The organism is Corynebacterium capitovis DSM 44611 (assembly GCF_030440535.1).
GTDB classification, from domain to species: Bacteria; Actinomycetota; Actinomycetes; order Mycobacteriales; family Mycobacteriaceae; genus Corynebacterium; species Corynebacterium capitovis.
The window spans coordinates 164,841-181,960 of the sequence record NZ_CP047117.1 but is presented as its reverse complement, the minus strand read 5'-3'; the positions used below and the strand labels follow the sequence as shown (position 1 = coordinate 181,960).

Genomic DNA, 17,120 nt, shown 5'->3' with positions numbered 1-17,120 from the left:
AGTCTGTAGCCCATGACTGCACACAGTGAAACCACCGTGACCATCAACCACTCGGCGCAGAAGGTGCACCAGGCGTTGAGCACGAAGGAGTACTGGGAGTTCATCGCCGAGAAGCTTTCCCCCGAGCCGGGTCAGCTGCACGACTTCACCGGCGACACCGCGACCCTTTTCGAGGTCCTGCCCAAGTCCATCCTCCCCGAGGCAGCCCAAGCGATGATTTCGCAGGATCTGAAGCTGAAACGCGTGGTCACCATCGGCGCGCTCGACGGCGACAAGGCCACACTGTCCTACACCGGCGACGTGAAGGGAACCCCGGTCGACTTCTCCGGCGACATCGCGCTGAGCGGAGAAGGTGATGTCACCTCCCTCGCTTACGACAACGAAGCCAAGGTCAACATCCCCTTCATGGGTGCCGCGTTGGAGCCGAAGGTCGGCGAAGCGCTCGAGGAGATCTTCGCCAACGAGGCGAAGCTCACCGAACAGTGGATTTCTGAGAACCTCTAACTGCGCGCAGTGCCCGACCATGCCCATAACCTCCGGGCGAAACGCGGCCCGGGCAAGCCGTTTGGGGTGATCACGCGGGGCACGACGGGCGTTAACAGGCTGCGCCGCTCCGACCGCTGGACCCGGTACCACCCGCGCATCCAGGAACTGCTGCGGTCTTCGCCCCAGCCCCTCGCCGTCGATTGCGGCTACGGAGCCTCCCACACCACCACCGTCGAGTGGGCCCGCTGGCTGCGCCAGGTCAACCCGTCGACGGAGGTGGTCGGCCTCGAGATCGCCCCCGAGCGCGTCCTTGCGCCCCGTAACGGCGTGCGCTTCGAGCTCGGCGGGTTTGAGCTCGCAGGCTACCGGCCCCATCTCGTCCGCGCCTTCAACGTGCTGCGCCAGTATGACGTCTCGGACGTTGAAGAGGCATGGCAGACCGTGACGCAGCGCCTCGCCCCCGGCGGAGTTTTCATCGAGGGCACCTGCGACGAAGTGGGACGCCTCGCATCATGGCTACTTCTCGACGCCACCGGCCCGCTCACCCTCACCCTCGCGTGGGACCCCTGGGCCGTCGAGAAACCTTCCGCCCTGGCGGAGCGGCTGCCGAAGGCCCTGATTCACCGCAACGTTCCAGGCGAACCCATCCACGACCTGCTCGCGGCCGCCGACTCAGCCTGGGACCACGCCGCGGCATGGGCTCCGCACGGCCCGCGGGTGCGCTGGGCGCACGCCAGGGTGGAGCTGGCCGCGGCCGGCTGGCCGATTCAGGTACCGCGGCGCCAGCTTCGGGATAATCTGCTCACTATCGGTTGGGAAGCCGTGGCCCCGCACGTATGATGCACCCATGAAGACAGCCTGGAAGGTGATCGCCGGCACGCTCGCCGTTGCGCTTGTGCTCCTGCTCGCAGCTGAGATCGGATTACGCAATTACATCGCGAGCCAGATCCGGGGGGAGGTGTCCCAGGAAGCAGAGCCCGAGGTTTCCTTCGGCTCCACGCCCGTCACCCTCGGCTTGCTCGGTGGAGCGCTCCCCCACGTCTCGCTGTACCTCCCCTCAACGCTCGCGGTCAACGGCGACAACACCGCGGGCCAGCCGGCCACGACTGTCGACGTCACCAGGCTCCACCTGAGAACCCACGTCGCCGACGACCTCACCGCCTCAGCCGAACTTCCCGACGATTTCCTGCGCGCCCAGCTTCAGCAGCAGCTCAGCCATACCCTCAACGAGACGGGAGGCACCGCCGCTTCTCTTCTCGGCGGCATCGTAAGCGTCTCGGGCGTCCATTCCAACCCCTCTGAGGGGACGTTCACGATCAGCCTGAGCAACGGGCTGGCCGGCATCGACCTCCGCCCCGTGGTGGACAACGGCGAGCTCACATTTGAAGCACCTTCGAGCTCGCTGTTCGGCGTCGCCTTGCCTCAGTCCGCCGCCTCCGTGCTGACTGACATCCTGCGCGAGCAGGTGGGCTCGATCGCCACCGGAGAACTGCAGATCACCGACCTTACCCCCGTCGATGGCGGCCTCCGCGCGACCCTCACCGGCCAGAACGTAGACCTCAGCAGCTTGGGAGATTCACTGCCGTAAAGACGCCCGTGGCGCCGGCCTCAAGCGCCTCGATTACAGCCTCCGGGCTGTCCTCGACCCCGAGCACCACGACGTCGAGCCGCGACTGCGGGACCGACTGACCAGACGACACCACGAGGCGGTCCGCTCCGGCCCGCTCTGCAGCCCACACGGCTGCGTCCCCGGTGACGACAACCCCGAGCCGCGCCGGGTCCTCGACCGCCTGGCGCACCGCGACAATGTCCGCTAAGAGCGCGTTCCTCTCCGTGACCGCGGGATCGAGGGCGAGCCACACTTCCGACGCACCCGCCTCGACCGCGAGCCGCGCCTCGGCCGCCTTGATCACGCTGTGGTGGCGGCCCGTCGGCCACCCAACTACCGCGAACACCGGCAGCCCCCGGCGCCTAGCCGTGCCGATGTGCGTGGGCTCCACGACCACGCCCATCCGGTGGCGTGGCGAGGGCTCGGGGAAGGGCTCGGATTCACCCAGAAGAGACAAACCCGTCCTGGTGGCCAGCCACTCCACATTGTTCACGTCTACCAGCCCGAATTGCCGCGCAGGATGTTGTTGAGCTGCGGCCGGACATCAAGGTAGTACAGGCCAATCGCGACGGCGCCGAACCAGGATACAAAGGGGAACCGCAAGAGGCACACGCCCGCGCCGACGGCGAGGATGGCTACCCACGCCCACTTGCTCTGGCGATTCCCCGCGGCGAAGGCGTCCTCCCTCGTCGTGGCCGCCAGAACCGCCCCGACGACACCGGCAATCCCGACGGCGAGGAAGAGCAGAGTACGCACGATGCCCGGCACGGCCAGGATCGAAGCGACGGAGCCAGAAATCATTAGGGGATCCCACCTTGTAGCTTAGGAAGTAGCTTTAGGAAAACAGCAGCAGAGAAACAGTGTAGATAGCCATCCCGGCGAGTGCACCAACGATGGTGCCGTTGAGGCGGATGAACTGCAGATCTTTTCCCACCATGAGCTCGATCTTCTCGCTGGCTTCCACGCCGTCCCAGCGCCTGATCGTCTCCGAGATGATCCCGACGATTTCATCGGCACCATTGTCGGCGAGGAAACGCGTGGCCCGCCGCAGGTTTTTCTCCGCCGCGGCGCGGACCTGCTCATCCTTCACCAGCTTGTTTCCCCACTCCAGGCAAAGCGAGGCGATTTTTTGGCGCAAGGCCGACTGCGGGTCCTGTGCGGCGTCGAGAAGCGAGCTCGAAACCTGCTCCCAGGCCCCCGCAGCCGTGGCACTCACCGCGCGCGAATTCATGACATCCGCCTTGACACCCTCGACGCGCGCGATCATGTCGGGGTCGTGCTGCAGATCGTCGGCGAACTGAGCCAGCTGCCGCCGAATCGCCTGGCGGGCTTCGTGGTCGGGGTTGGTATCGACCTCCCACGCGAAGTCGGCGAGCTCGCGGTACACGCGCTCACCCACGAGTTCCTTGGCGAAGCGTGGCGCCCACCGCGGCATCCGCTCGTCGATCATCTCGACAACCGTCGACTCCATCTCCCCGACCTTGCGGCGCGCCCAGGAAATCGCCTCGTCGACAAGTGGATCGACCTTTCCGTCCTCGACGAGTCCCTCGAGCGCCCGGCCGAGCGGTGGGCCCCACTCCGGTTCAGCCACGCGATCCAGCACCTGGGAACGAATGAACCGCTCGGCGTCGTCCGCGCTTATCCCCGTGATCATCCGCGTGGCGATGCCTCCCGCCTGCTCCGACACAAACGTGGCGTTATCGGGCTTTGCCAACCACGCGCCCACTCGGCGTGGAACGTCCGCCTGCATGACCTTGTCTGTGATCGTCTGAGCGTTGAGAAAGTTCTCGGAGACGAAGTCGCTAAGCGCCCCGGCCACCTGGTCCTTCTTGCGCGGAATGATGGCCGTGTGGGGGATCGGAATGCGCATCGGGTGGCGGAAGAGCGCGGTGACCGCAAACCAGTCCGCGAGGCCACCCACCATCCCCGCTTCCGCTCCGGCCCGGATCAACCCAATCGCCCAGTGTTCGTGGCCCTGCGACTCGAGCCAGGAGCAGGTAAGGAAAATCGCCGCCATGACCCCGAGGAGGGCGGTGACGGCGATCTTGTATCTCCGCAGGGTCGCGCGCCTGCCCGCCTCATCGCTGGGCGTAGGGAGAGAGCTCGCGTCGGCTGCCATTGGTGCGGACGCTTAGTTGATGCGCCCAGTTCGGGTGCGGTACTCCTTGTACGCTCTGCGCGACCGAGAGATGAGGAGCGCGCCGACCGCGAGAGTGATGATTGCCTCGGCTAGACCCAGGACAAACAACCGGTTGCTCAGGTCCACCTGAGAACCGGAGCCGTAGAAGTGTGCCGCGCCGCCCCACACGGCGAGGCCGATTCCGAAGAGCGCCGAGAGGATGAGGCCCATCCCGATCCATAGTGAGTACGTCTGCAGGGAGGAGTGTGGGGCACCCAGCGAGACGGGGTCGTAGCCCTCGACGTACGCGTCCTCGATACGTGCCTCGTAGTTGGGAAAGGACTCGGAACGGATATCCGCCACGATATGGTTGGAGTTGCCCATTGCTTCGCTCTTTTCCTCGTGATCCTCGTACTAGTTGTCGTTCCCGCGGAACGCTGCGCGAGCGCGCTCGGCGTTGATGGCCGCGACGGCGTCCAGCGGAATGCCGGCGGGGCAGACATCCGCGCACTCGCCATAGAGGCTGCAGTGACCGAAGTTAGTTTCCAACTCGTCGACCATCTGGCGAGCACGCTTGCCACGCTCTTCTTTGCCAAGCGGCAGCAGCTTCAGGTGCTTCAGCTTAGCACCGGTGAACAGGTGGGCGGCGCCGTTCGGGCACGCCGCAACACAGGCGCCACAGCCGATGCACGCGGCGTAATCGAGTGCTAGCTCTGCGTCGTGGTGATTGACGTGAAGCGTATCGGCGTCGGGGGCCGTGCCAGCGTGGACGGAGATGTAACCACCCTGCTGCATCACGCGGTCCAGCGCGGAGCGGTCCACCGCGAGGTCCTTGATCACGGGGAAGGCGCCCGAGCGGAACGGCTCAATCTTCAGCGTGTCGCCATCTTTGTAATTGAATAGGCGCTGGAGGCAGGCGGTGGTGTTTTCTGCGGCACCGTGCGGGCGGCCGTTGACGTTCACACCGCAGGTTCCGCAGATCCCTTCGCGGCAGTCCGAGGAGAAGACGAAAGGCTCCTTGCCCTCCTCCACGTAACGGTTGTTGACATGGTCGAGGAGCTCGAGGATGGACATCTGCTCGACGGCATCGTCGACCTCGACGGTTTCGTAGCTGCCTTCTGTATCGGGTCCGGCCTGACGCCAGATCTCAAGTGTCAGTTTCATTACTTGTAGTTCCTTGCCATCAGAGGAATCGAATCGAAGAACAGGGGCTCGGCGTGGCGGACGAACTGCCCGTCACCGGCCGGCTCCCAGGCGGAGACGAAGCACCAGTTCTCGTCGTCACGCTCCGCCTCACCATCCTCGGTGAGGTGGTCGGCGCGGTAGTGGGCGCCGCACGACTCATCGCGGTCGAGGGCATCGACGCACATCAACTCACCCAGGTTGATGTAGTCAACCAGGCGGATCGCGGCCTCGAGGGTCTGGTTCATGTCCTCGGACGAACCGGGCACTAAGATGTTGGCCCAGAAGTCCTCGCGCAGCGCGCGGATCTTCCGGATGCCCTCTTCGAGCCCCTCCACCGTGCGGGCGACGCCGCAGTGCTCGTAGAGAATTTCGCCGAGCTGTTCGTGGAAGTATTCCGGGCCGTGAGGCTGCGGGCCTCGCACGTTCATGATGCGGGTGACCATCGCCTGGGCGCGCTCCACGGCAGCGAGGGCCTCCGGGGAGTCGACCGCGGGAAGCGGCTCACCCAGGTGGTTGGCCAGGTAGTTCGGGATGGTGAACGGCAGGGTGAACCAGCCGTCAACCGACGCCGACAGCAGCGAGTTTGCACCCAGGCGGTTTGCGCCGTGGTACGTCCAGGATGCCTCGCCGGCAGCGAAGAGGCCATCAATAGACGTCATCTCGTTGAAGTCCGTCCACAGGCCACCCATGGTGAAGTGCACGGTCGGGGCGATGCGCATCGGCGCCTTGTACGGATCCTCGCCGGTGGAGTCTTCGTACATTTCGAACAGGTTGGAGTAGCGCTCGCGGATCGTATCCACGCCGAGGCGGGCGATCGCGTCGGAGAAGTCGAGGTAGGCCGAGTTGTGCAGCGGGCCCACGCCGTAACCAGCGTTGAGCTGCTGCGAGATCGCGCGGGACGCAACGTCGCGAGGAACGAGGTTGCCGAAGGCGGGGTAGCGACGCTCCAAGAAGTAGTCGCGCTCCTCCTCGGGAATCTCGTTCGGGTTGCGGTCGTCGCCCTTTTCCTTCGGCGTCCAGATGCGGCCGTCGTTACGCAGCGACTCGGACATCAGGGTCGTCTTCGCCTGCCACTTCGCATTGACCGGAAGGCCGGTCGGGTGGAACTGAATGAAGCAGGGCGAGGCGAGGTAGGCACCGCGCTCGTAGGCACGCATCATGGCGGAGGAGTTGGAGTTCTTCGCCAAAGTCGTCTTGTGATAGACGTTGCCGTAGCCACCCGTCGCCAAGATGACTGCATGCCCCGTGAACGGCGTGATCTCACCATTGATCAGGTTGCGGGTGACAATGCCGTGGCAGTGCTTCTTGCCATCCTTCTCGGCGACGATGAGATCCAGCAAATCGTGGTGGGTGAAAATCTCGACGTTGCCTAGGTGGATCTGGCGCTGGAGGGCCGAGGCTGTCGATAGCTGGAGCTGCTGGCCCGTTTGACCGCGCGTGTAGTACGTGCGGGAGACCTGAACACCGCCGAAGGAGCGGGTGGCCAGGGTTCCGCCGTATTCGCGGGCGAAAGGCGCACCAATCGCGTTCATGTGGTCGATCACGCGAACGGATTCGACGGCTAGGCGCCAGCAATCGGACTCGCGGCAGCGGTAGTCGCCGCCCTTGACCGTGTCTTTCACGTGGCGGTAAGCGCCGTCGTTGTCGACCTTCTTGCCGCGGGCGGAGTTCACGCCACCCTGGGCAGCGATCGAGTGCGCGCGGCGCGGGGCGTCGTGGTAGGTGTACACCTTGACGTTGTAGCCAAGTTCCCCTAATGCAGCCGCAGCCGCACCACCAGACAGACCGGTGCCGACAACAAGGACGGTGAACTTCCGACGGTTGAGGGGGGAGACCAAGTTCATGTGGTCTTTTTGGTACTCCCACATGTCCTTCATACGGACCTTGGTACGGTCCGGTTCCGCGCTGTCCAGGATGCGACCAGGAGTGACACCCGGCACGATTGAGGCCGGCTGGCGGAAGGCTTGGGGGGTTTGAGCGGTAGTCATGTAATTCTTCTCCTAATCAGCCGTTACCTGGAAAAGCCGGGAACCCAGCCGAGCGTGAGCGCAAGCGGCATGATGACGTTGCCCAAGACGACCATTCCGGGGAGGATGTACGCGAGGACCACCATGATGGCGTGGCCTCGCTTGCCCAGCCAGCCCAGGTCAGACACGGCCAGGTAAATGCCGTGGGTGAGGTGCAGCAGCAACGCCAGGTTGGCCACGATGTAGACCAAGGCAACCCACCAGCGTTCGGGCGCGAAGGTGGCCAGCAGGTTGTTGCGCACCGCGCCGTGCACGAATTCGTCGGAGGCGACGACCTGGCCCACCGTGAGGTCCAGAATGTGGAAGATCACGAACAGCAGCAGGATCACACCGGTGACGAGCATGGAACGCGTTGCGGTGGACTGCCAACCACCCATCAGGCCCGTCCGCTTGAACTTGCCGCGCGACCGAGTGGACCGGGCGCGCAGCGCGAAGGCGCCGTAAACGTGGAGAAAAAGGCTGGCCAGCAGCACAAGCCGGATGATCCACAACAAACTCTCGTGGGGGAACAGGGGCTCACCCATGGAGCGCAGGAACCGGGCGTAATCGTCGATCGGGGCTACGCCGTTTGCGTGCAGCGGCATGAAGATTTTGAGATTGCCCACCATGTGGCCGAGGACGTAGAGGGCGAAGATCAGCCCCGTAACGGCCATACCCAGCTTTAGCGCCCACGTGGGGAATGACGGCCGTTCACGGAGTGGCCGCTCAGTAATTTTTCCGTTACGGATTGCGTCGCGATCTGCGTTTTGAATAGTCATGGCACCTCCAGTGTCGTTTCAACTTTACGAAACACTGGGAAGTTTCACCTACTCATTGAGGGCCCACCAAGAGCCGCTCAGCCCTCGCGCGCCTCGAAGGCGCGGTCGATGGCGCATATACGTGATTGATGTGATTTTTCCCACTAGCTCGTGGGGCACACCGGGGCCCCTCCCGCACCACCCCAAAGGGTGTCATACTTTTGGATGTAAGTATGTCCTTACAGGGGGAAATCGGCGTGCGAAGTTCTTTAGCAATCCTTCACAGCGGGGCCTCCGTCGATGGTTAGATAGGTCCATGCCTAAGACCTACGTTGGCTCCCGGCTCCGCCAGCTGCGTCGTGAACGGAACCTGAGCCAGGCCTCCCTGGCGGCTACGTTGGAGCTGTCTGCCTCCTACGTCAATCAGATCGAGCACGACGTCCGCCCCCTCACCGTCTCAGTATTGAAACGCATCACGGAGGCCTTCGGGGTTGACGCGACGTTCTTCTCCCGGGACGACGACTCCCGGCTTCTCGCCGAGTTGAAAGACGTTGTCGCCGACCAAGAACTCGGCACCGGAGACGTGGAACTGCAGGAACTGTCGGAGTTGGTTTACCGGCACCCGGCCGTGGCGCGGTCCGTCGTCGAGATGCACCGCCGTTACAGCAACGCTCGCGACAAGCTGACCTTGGCCACGGACTCGCGCGTCTCGGCATCCGAGACGCTCGCGATGCCCCACGACGAGGTGCGCGACTTCTTCTATTCCAGGCAGAACTATCTCGACGACATCGACCACTACGCCGAATCCCTCGCGGCACAGCTGGGCATCTCGCGCTTCGGCATTCACGAGACTGAGGTCGCCCTCCTCGAGCGAATTACGGTTCGTCACAACATCGAGGTACGTATCCGGCCGACCGACAACGGCATCTTGCACCTCCTTGACCCCGCCCGCGGAGTCCTCACCCTCTCACCCATCCTCTCGGCAGGTCAACGCTCGTTCCGCATCGCGTCCGAGCTCGGTTACCTCGAGGCAGGCCAGCTTATCGACGCGCACGTAGCCGCCGAACCCTTCTCCTCTGAAACCTCGGTGAACCTCGCCCGGCGCGGCATAGCAAGTTACTTCGCCGCGGCCACCCTGCTGCCGTACACCTTGATGCACTCCGAGTCCGAGGCCCACGGTTACGACGTGGACTACCTCAGCCACGTATTCGGCGTGGGGTACGAGACCGTGGCGTCGCGGCTGTCCACACTCCAGCGCGCGAACCGTCGCGGGGTCCCCTTCACCTTCGTGCGAGTGGACCGGGCCGGCAACATCTCAAAGCGCCAATCCGCGACGGGCTACCACTTCTCCACGTCGGGTGGCACCTGCCCGCTGTGGGGCATCTACGAGTCGTTCTCGCTGCCCGGCGAAACGGTCCGCCAGCACGCGATGATGCCGGACGGCCGCACGTACCTCTGGGTGGCCAGGACCGTGCGCCACCACCGCTTCCAATTCAACGAGACCGAGAAGCTCTTCGCCATCGGCCTGGGGTGCGAGACTCGCCACGCTGACCGCACGATCTACGCGCAGGGCCTCCCGCTTGACGACGTCACGCAGGCCACCCCCATCGGCGCAGGGTGCCGCGTGTGTCCCCGGAAGAACTGCGCCCAGCGGGCCTTCCCCTCCATCCAGTACGGGGCACACGTCGACCCCCACTCGACGTCGATCGCCCCCTACTGAGTTTTCTCTACACTGGGCGCCATGACTGAGCAGACGAACACCGCAACACGAGTCATCGACGCCCCCGCGGGCACGATCTTCAATATCCTGTCCAACCCCCAGCGCCACGCGGAGACGGACCACTCCGGTTCCGTCGTCTCCGCGGACCGTGGCGACCGCCTCGGCAGCATCGGCGACACGTTCACGATGAACATGTCCAAGCCAGACGGCTCCGAGTACCAAACACGCAACGAGGTCTTCGCCTTCCAGCCGGATCGCGTCATCGGATGGAAGAACGTGGAGAACATCACCGGCGGCGTCCAGGTCGGCTCGAAGTGGCTCTACGAGCTCGAGCCCGTTGACGCCGACCACACCTCCGTGACGCTGACCTACGACCGGTCGGAGCTCGCGTCCGACGCCGCCCGTTCGGTCTCCGAGAACTACAACGACGACACGCTCGCGGAGTCGCTCGGAGCCTTGGCCGCAGCTGTTACAGGTTAATCATGTGCCCCTCGACGCCATGCGAGATCTCCTTGAGAGCCTCGGAGAGCGTTGGGTGGATGTGAATGTTGCGCGCGATCTCGCTCGCAGTGAGATCGAAGCGCTGCGCCAACGTCACCTCGGGCAGGAGCTCGGAGACGTTGGCTCCAACCAGGTGGGCCCCTAGGATCTCGCCGAAGTCGGCGTCGGCAACAAGCTTGGCAAAGCCGGTGGACTCGCCGAGGCCAAGCGCCTTGCCGTTGGCCGAGAACGGGAACGTCGCCACCTTGATTTCTTTGTCCGGCCACTTCTGGCGGGCCTGTTCCTCGGTGTAACCCATGGACGCGACCTGGGGGTTGCAGAAGGTCGCGCGGGGGGTCATCATGTAGTCCTCGATCGGCAGGGTCTCGGCACCGGCGATCGTCTCCGCCGCGATGATGCCCTGCGCTTCCGCGACGTGGGCCAGTTGCAGCTTCGCTGTGACGTCGCCAATCGCGTACAGGCCCTCGACGTTGGTGCGCATGTTGTCGTCGATAGCAATGGCCCCTCGCTCCGTGAGGTCGACGCCCGTGTTCTCTAGGCCATAACCCTCGGTGCGGGGCGCGAAGCCAACGGAGATCATGACACGGTCGACGGTGAGCGTTTCCGTGTCCTCGGTGCCGTTCTTCTTGATGTCCACCTCGACCTCGGAGCCATTGTCGCGCACAGCGGTAGTGGCGTGCCCGGTCAGGAGCTTCACGCCGAGCTTCTTGTACGCCTTGGCGATCTCCTTGGAGACATCCTTGTCCTCGTTCGGGAGCACCCGGTCCATGTACTCCACGACGGTGACATCGACACCGTAGTTGGCCAGCACGTAGGCGAACTCCATGCCGATGGCGCCTGCACCGACGATGACCATCTTACGCGGCGCCTCGGGGTTGAGGATCTGCTCTTCGTAGGACACGACGTTGTCCGACAACTCAATGCCGGGCAGGCTACGCACGACGGAACCCGTCGCGATGATGCAGTTGTCGAAGGTCACGGTCTTGCCCGCGTTTTTGCCCTCGCTGATCTCCAGCGTCTTGGCGTCGGTAAACGAGCCGAGGCCGTCGATCTCGGTGATCTTGTTCTTCTTCATCAGGTAGTGGACGCCACCGACGATCTTCTGGGAGACCTGGCGGGAGCGCTTGTGGGCGTCACCGAAGTCGAACTCGACGTCACCCTTGATGCCGAAGGTCTTCGCTTCGTGGTTAAACAGGTGCGCGACCTCGGCGTTTTTCAAAAGTGACTTAGAGGGAATGCAGCCCACGTTCAGGCACACGCCACCCCAGTACTTTTTCTCAACAACCGCGACCTTCTTCCCAAGCTGCGCGGCACGGATCGCGGCGACGTAGCCACCGGGGCCCGCACCGAGGACAACAACGTCATAGTGTTCGTTACTCACGCCCACTAGGATACGTGGGTACGCGGCATCGGGGGCGGCGAGTACCTGGCTAGAACAGATGCAGCGCCAGAGAGAGTTTGGACAAGCCCGAGGAGCCGAGGTGGATCAAGGGGCCGAGCGCGTTGTTGATCTGCAGCTGGATGTACTCGATGGGGTTCACAGGTATCCCTTTCGTCGCGGTAATTGTCTTGAGGCCCGATTATTGTCGCACAATCTCGCACGTTGTGGCATACGCTACCTGTACGCTCGGTAGTGCTCTCGCGAGCCGTCGGCTACATTGACACGCAGCTGAATTTCTCCATTGAAAAGGATGTACTCCGCCCATGAAGATCGCACGTACGGTGATGGCCGTCGCTGCCTCCCTGTCCCTGGCTCTGGGTCTCGCCCCCGCCGCTTCCGCGGAAACCACGGTGAAGGCGTGGGACGTCACCACGGACGTTCCGCTGACCGTCTCGGGGGGCAAGGCGCAGGCGTGGACGAAGCAGGTCGACCACGTGTCCCTGCACGCCTACAAGGTCCACTCCCCGTCGATGGGTCGCGACATCCCGGTGGCCGTCATCCCCGCCACCAGCGCGGCGGGCGAGCGCGTCACCGAGGCGCCGACGTTCTACCTGCTCAACGGCGCGGGCAGTGCCGAGCAGGACGCCGACTGGATCTCGCGCTTTGACGCGGTTAATTACTTCAAGGGCAAGGGCGTAAACGTCGTCATCCCGCAGGAGGGCGCGTTTTCCTACTACACGAACTGGGTAGACACGACCGTGCAGGCGCCCTACTTCAAGGGCCCCCAGTTGTGGGAAAACTTCCTTCTCGACGAGCTCCCCACCGCCATCGAGCCCTACCTGGAAGCAAACGACAAACGCGCGATCGCCGGCTTCTCGATGTCCGCTACGTCCTCGCTCGTGCTGCCCACCTTGAAGCCCGGTTTCTACGCCGCGGCCGGATCCTTCTCCGGCTGCGCCGCGACGTCCTCGCCGCACGGTTACAACTTTGGGCGGATCACGATTAACCGCGCCTCGGAATCGGGAGACTACACATCCGTCACACCGGAGATGATGTGGGGCCCGATGGGCAGCGAGAACAACGTCAAGCACGACGCGCTCCTCAACGCCGCCAATCTGCGCGACACCGCGCTCTACATCTCCGCTGGCACGGGCCTCGCGTCGAAGGATGATTTGACGTCGACCCTCGCAGCTCAGGGCCTAGCCGCTCCCGTTGCCTCTATCGGAGCGGCCCAGTTGCAGGTCGAAGGCGGCGTCATCGAGGCAGCCGTGAACAAGTGCACCCACGACCTCCAAGCTAAGCTCGACAGCCTGGGCATCAACGCCAAATACGAGTTCCGCAACACCGGCACACACTCCTGGCCCGTCTGGCGCCAGGATATCGACGAGGCCTGGACCTCCACTATCGCTCCGGCGCTCGGCGTCGCTTAGTCAACGCCCACTTCTCGACGTCGTACCGGCTCCCCCGGTGCGACGTTTTTTGCTGTCTACGGGTTCGAAAATACTTTCGCTGTGGCGTTGACAAGCGAGCATATGTTCGATAATGTGGGGGCTGGACCTGAATAAGAGACATTCTCGGGGGAGATTCTCGTGACGCAACCTGGCCCTACTTACTTCACCATCGAACGCAACGACACACCCGCATCGAGAGGTGCCTACCAGCGCCGCGCAGGGGAATGCGCAATGTTTATCGGCTACGCCACCGGCGACGGGGACGTCGAGGATTTCGACCTGGAAGTCGCCGCCCTCGCCCAGGAAACCGACTTGGCCAAAACAGAAATCGAACACGCGATCTGTGCCTATATGCGCCTCGCACAGCTGCCTGCCCTCCGGGAATTGCAGGAACGGACCTGCCTTATCAACATCAAACGGCTCTCGATCATCGATCACATTTTGTGCACGCTGCATCCGGAGACCCCCAAGGAAACGTGGCAGGCCATCGACTCGTTTCTGGTGGGCATGTTCACCCCTCGCAAAGCCGACCAACCCTTCCCCTCATCGAGGTCCGTCGCGCTGCGCTTGCGCAAGCTCGTGGGGAAGATCGATGAGACCATTAATTTCGATCCGAAGCGACGGAAGGAGCGTGCCGAGCAGGCACGCGAAACGTCGATAAGCTTCGTGCCCGGCTATACCAACGATGTGAAAAACGCCGCAATCATCATTTCAGGCGCTACAAGCACGATCGCTGGCTACGAAGCGACCCTGCGCGCGGTGGCACGGGAAGGGCATCTGACACTGGCCGAGGCTTTGGACGCGGTGTTCCACGGGGGAGCCCAGCCCGCGTCACGCCCCGTCACCTACGCCTTTACACCGAAGGGGCGGGACACGGCGTACTACCCCGGTCACGGCTGGGATGCCAACGGCGAGGTACCGGAGCCGACCGTCGACCTCGACGACATTGCCGCGGAGGTCGTCGAGGGTTACGCACCCACCGAGCACATGCGCAACTACGTGCGTGCGCGCGACGGCGTCTGCATTTTCCCCGGCTGCGACCGCGCTGCCGAGGAGTGCCAGCTCGACCACCGGGTTCCCTACGACGCGGGCGGACCCACGACCCCCGGCAACCTGTTCTGTCTTTGCGCCCACCACCACAACGTCAAGACGGACCGGCGAGCCTTCTACATCCCTGACCCGTCTAGCGGCGAAATCGTCTGGCTGTTCGAGGACGGCACGTGGGCCACCACCGAACCGGAAGGCATCCTCGTCGAGGAAACTACGCCCACGGTTCCCAGGTGGAAAGCAAGCGCGGCAGATATCCAACGTCGCCGTGGCTCGGCGGCCCGCTTCTACGCGCGGTGCCACGCTCTGCTCGATGAGCACGACAATGGCGCGTCCCTCCGCCACACGCTGCAGCAAATCCAGACCCTCGAGCAGGAGTACGGAATGACGTTTCCCTTTAAACCCGACGCGAAGGCCCCTGTAGACTCACCCCAGTGAAAACCCAGCGCCTGCGCTCCACCCCGGTACCCGGTACCCGCGACACGTACACGGGCATCGAATTCAACCTGGGGTTCCACGTGACTCACTACCACCTAGAGATGGACTACAAGGTGGGCCCCAACCGGTTGGACGGAACCGCGACGCTGACGCTGACCAACTGGCGCGACCTCGATCACATGACACTGGATGTGGATGAACGACTGACGGTCAGACGTATGTCGGCGTCGTCGGGAATTCAGGTTCGGCGTTACCGCCAGTCGGAGGGCAAGCTGCGGATCTCATTCGCAAACACGGTGCCCGTCGACACGGAATTCACGCTGTCTATCCGGTATTCGGGCAGCCCCGCACCGCGCCGGACTCAGTGGGGCGCGCTGGGTTGGGAGGAGCTGACGAACGGAGCGCTCGTGGCAAACCAGCCCAATGGCGCGCCCACGTGGTTCCCCTGCGACGACACCCCCGATGAGAAAGCCACGTACTCCTTCGACGTGCGCGCGGACCAGGGTTTTTCCGCCGTGACGAACTTCACCGCGAAGCCGATGGCAACCTACCTCGCGTGCGTCCAGGTAGGCCGGTACTCGCGGCACTCGCTGGGGCGGAACACCTATGCCTGGCTTCCGCCACGCACTCAGGTGGGCGACCTTGCCAAGCAGCAGGCAATGTTGGATTTCTTTGAGGAGCTCTTCGGCCCCTACCCGTTTGAACGCTACGAGGTCGTGGTGACGGAAGACCCTCTGGAGATCCCGCTGGAGGCTCAAGGGATGTCGATCTTTGGCGTCAATCACCTCGCCGGGTATGAGCGCCTCATTGCCCACGAGCTGGCTCACCAGTGGTTTGGTAATTCGCTCGGCGTCGCGCAGTGGAACGACATCTGGCTGAACGAGGGTTTCGCCTGCTACGCGGAGTGGCTGTGGGCCGAACACCTCGGCGCTCCCATCGACCGCAGCGCCCGACGACACTACAATGCGCTCACCCCGCAGAACTTCTGCCTCGGTAATCCCGGCCCGCGCAACATGTTTGACGACCGCGTGTACAAGCGGGGCGCGCTCACGCTTCATGCTTTACGACGTCACATCGGTGACCAGGGGTTCTTCAGGGGCGTTCGGGAGTACGTCGCCAAGAATGCGCATGGCGTCGTGGAACCCTTCGATTTGGCTAACGCGCTGCGCCCCTACGGTGCCGACGTCGACGGCGTGATGGACGCCTGGCTAAACCACTCGGACCTTCCGGAGTTCCCGTGAAAGCGCTGTCACTCTCAACCGTCTTCGCTGCTCTATCTGGCTTCGTCGTCCTCTGGGTCGCGCAGTGGGCACTGGGTGCGGAGACCGATTACCGCTACTTCGCCGCTTTCTGGGGTTTGTTCTTCGCCGCCACGGGTCTTATCGACGGCATGACGCACGAAACCACCCGCGCCGTTTCGGGAGCGGTGAAGACGGGTGTCAGGGGATCCGGCAACCCGTGGGGGCTGGCCGCGGGGGCAGCGGTCGCCGCGCTCGTAGCGGGTGGCGTGCTTGCCGCGGCTGTCGTCCCGCGGCTCGTGCCCACGGCCCCCGTTACGGCCGGTGCTCTATGTGCCGTAGGCCTGGTGAGCTACGTTTTCCAGGCCATCCTCTCGGGTGTTTTGAGTGGCACCCAGCGGTGGAACCGCTACGCCGCGCTCCTCGCCCTCGATGCGGGGCTGCGCCTGGCCCTTGCCCTCGTCGCGTGGTGGCGCGGGTGGGGCCTGCCGGCATTCCTCGTCATCACGGTGATCGGCGCCCTCAGCTGGCTCGTGGTGGTGCGCCGCGAATACGTGCGCACCGCACTCGACGTGGACACGGGCGAGCTGCTGCGGCGCGTCCTTTCCGCAATGGTTGCCTCGGGGGGCTCGGCAATCTTGATCATGGGCTTTCCTACCGCCGCGAGCGCCGCGTTTCCCGCAGACGAGGGCGTGGCCGTCTCGGCCATCATTAACGCCGTCATCTTGACGCGCGCCCCCGTCCTCGTGCCCCTGCAGAGGTTCCAGTCGGCGCTGGTGGTCCGCTTCGTGGAAAACCGGCACAGGATCTACTCCGCTCTGCGCGGCCCGATAGCGCTTGTAATGGTGCTCGGCACGGTGGGATTCGTGGCAGCGTGGGCACTCGGCCCCTGGATCCTCCGCCTCGCGTTCAAGCCGGAGATGTTCGTCCCGGGCCTCACTTTGGGCGTACTGACGTTCGCGTCCGCGTTCATGGGCTCGCTGATGATTACGGGTGTGGCCCTCCTCGCGCTGAAGCGCCACGGTTGGTACGTCGCTGGGTGGGTCGCGGCGACCCTGGTCACCCTTGTTTTGTTGTTTGTCGTGCCGCTCCCCGTGTCGTCAACTGCGTGTGTGGCGCTCATCGTCGGGCCCCTAACCGGCTCCGTGGTCCACGTCCTCGGTCTGAGGCGAGCCGTATAG

17 protein-coding genes are annotated in these 17,120 nt (G+C 64.0%); 9 read left to right on the top strand and 8 right to left on the bottom strand.

Annotation, left to right across the window (positions count from 1 at the left end; genetic code table 11):
* The first annotated feature begins 12 nt into the window (after positions 1-12).
* The 3 genes from CAPI_RS00925 to CAPI_RS00915 are packed head-to-tail and all read left to right on the top strand — an operon-like array spanning position 13 to position 2,074.
* Positions 13-504 (top strand): DUF2505 domain-containing protein, encoded by a 492-nt coding sequence (locus CAPI_RS00925; protein WP_018017394.1) that lies wholly within the window; start codon positions 13-15, stop codon positions 502-504.
* A 9-nt stretch (positions 505-513) separates the two neighbouring features.
* The gene (locus tag CAPI_RS00920; protein ID WP_018017393.1) at positions 514-1,326 is read left to right on the top strand and encodes a class I SAM-dependent methyltransferase; all 813 of its coding nucleotides are present in this window, start codon (positions 514-516) and stop codon (positions 1,324-1,326) included.
* A 7-nt stretch (positions 1,327-1,333) separates the two neighbouring features.
* Positions 1,334-2,074 carry an LmeA family phospholipid-binding protein gene (locus tag CAPI_RS00915; protein ID WP_018017392.1) on the top strand — a complete coding sequence of 247 codons (741 nt, stop codon included), beginning with the start codon at positions 1,334-1,336 and terminating at the stop codon, positions 2,072-2,074.
* Here the strand turns inward: CAPI_RS00915 and CAPI_RS00910 are convergent.
* From CAPI_RS00910 to CAPI_RS00880, 7 genes are read right to left on the bottom strand one after another with little or no spacing between them, the layout of a single operon-like run.
* Positions 2,046-2,588, bottom strand: a complete 543-nt coding sequence (locus CAPI_RS00910; protein WP_051059703.1) for a hypothetical protein — start codon at positions 2,586-2,588, stop codon at positions 2,046-2,048. The two genes, CAPI_RS00915 and CAPI_RS00910, sit on opposite strands and share 29 nt — an antisense overlap.
* A 2-nt stretch (positions 2,589-2,590) precedes the next feature.
* Positions 2,591-2,896: a DUF2516 family protein gene (locus CAPI_RS00905; RefSeq protein WP_018017390.1), complete on the bottom strand. Its 306-nt coding sequence runs from the start codon at positions 2,894-2,896 to the stop codon at positions 2,591-2,593.
* Between the two features lie 34 nt (positions 2,897-2,930).
* Positions 2,931-4,214, bottom strand: a complete 1,284-nt coding sequence (locus CAPI_RS00900; protein ID WP_018017389.1) for a DUF445 domain-containing protein — start codon at positions 4,212-4,214, stop codon at positions 2,931-2,933.
* Between the two features lie 12 nt (positions 4,215-4,226).
* Entirely contained in the window at positions 4,227-4,598 is a 372-nt protein-coding gene (locus CAPI_RS00895; RefSeq protein ID WP_018017388.1) for a hypothetical protein, read from the bottom strand.
* A gap of 30 nt (positions 4,599-4,628) precedes the next feature.
* On the bottom strand, positions 4,629-5,378 hold the full coding sequence (locus CAPI_RS00890; RefSeq protein ID WP_018017387.1) for a succinate dehydrogenase/fumarate reductase iron-sulfur subunit: 750 nt from the start codon (positions 5,376-5,378) through the stop codon (positions 4,629-4,631).
* Positions 5,378-7,387: a fumarate reductase/succinate dehydrogenase flavoprotein subunit gene (locus tag CAPI_RS00885; RefSeq protein ID WP_018017386.1), complete on the bottom strand. Its 2,010-nt coding sequence runs from the start codon at positions 7,385-7,387 to the stop codon at positions 5,378-5,380. The genes CAPI_RS00890 and CAPI_RS00885 overlap by 1 nt, the downstream gene beginning before the upstream one ends.
* 23 nt (positions 7,388-7,410) lie before the next feature.
* Positions 7,411-8,184: a succinate dehydrogenase cytochrome b subunit gene (locus CAPI_RS00880; protein WP_026157110.1), complete on the bottom strand. Its 774-nt coding sequence runs from the start codon at positions 8,182-8,184 to the stop codon at positions 7,411-7,413.
* 295 nt (positions 8,185-8,479) lie between these two features.
* Here CAPI_RS00880 and ramB point away from each other — a divergent pair, with 295 nt between their 5' ends.
* Positions 8,480-9,883, top strand: coding sequence for an acetate metabolism transcriptional regulator RamB (gene ramB / locus CAPI_RS00875; RefSeq protein WP_018017384.1), 1,404 nt, complete (start codon positions 8,480-8,482; stop codon positions 9,881-9,883).
* 21 nt (positions 9,884-9,904) lie between these two features.
* On the top strand, positions 9,905-10,363 hold the full coding sequence (locus CAPI_RS00870) for an SRPBCC family protein (protein ID WP_018017383.1): 459 nt from the start codon (positions 9,905-9,907) through the stop codon (positions 10,361-10,363).
* On the opposite strand, the gene lpdA is transcribed toward CAPI_RS00870, so the two are convergent.
* Positions 10,353-11,765: a dihydrolipoyl dehydrogenase gene (gene lpdA, locus CAPI_RS00865; protein WP_026157109.1), complete on the bottom strand. Its 1,413-nt coding sequence runs from the start codon at positions 11,763-11,765 to the stop codon at positions 10,353-10,355. The two genes, CAPI_RS00870 and lpdA, sit on opposite strands and share 11 nt — an antisense overlap.
* Positions 11,766-12,088: 323 nt before the next feature.
* Between lpdA and CAPI_RS00860 the strand changes: the two genes are divergently transcribed.
* The 4 genes from CAPI_RS00860 to CAPI_RS00845 all read left to right on the top strand — a co-directional run bounded on the left by CAPI_RS00860 (position 12,089) and on the right by CAPI_RS00845 (position 17,120).
* The gene (locus CAPI_RS00860; protein ID WP_018017380.1) at positions 12,089-13,195 is read left to right on the top strand and encodes an alpha/beta hydrolase; all 1,107 of its coding nucleotides are present in this window, start codon (positions 12,089-12,091) and stop codon (positions 13,193-13,195) included.
* A 159-nt stretch (positions 13,196-13,354) separates the two neighbouring features.
* Positions 13,355-14,701, top strand: coding sequence for an HNH endonuclease signature motif containing protein (locus CAPI_RS00855; protein WP_156806827.1), 1,347 nt, complete (start codon positions 13,355-13,357; stop codon positions 14,699-14,701).
* The gene (locus CAPI_RS00850; RefSeq protein WP_018017378.1) at positions 14,698-15,942 is read left to right on the top strand and encodes a M1 family metallopeptidase; all 1,245 of its coding nucleotides are present in this window, start codon (positions 14,698-14,700) and stop codon (positions 15,940-15,942) included. Before CAPI_RS00855 ends, CAPI_RS00850 begins: the two co-directional genes overlap by 4 nt.
* A complete protein-coding gene (locus CAPI_RS00845) occupies positions 15,939-17,120 on the top strand; it encodes a hypothetical protein (RefSeq protein WP_018017377.1) in 1,182 nt (393 codons plus the stop codon). The genes CAPI_RS00850 and CAPI_RS00845 overlap by 4 nt, the downstream gene beginning before the upstream one ends.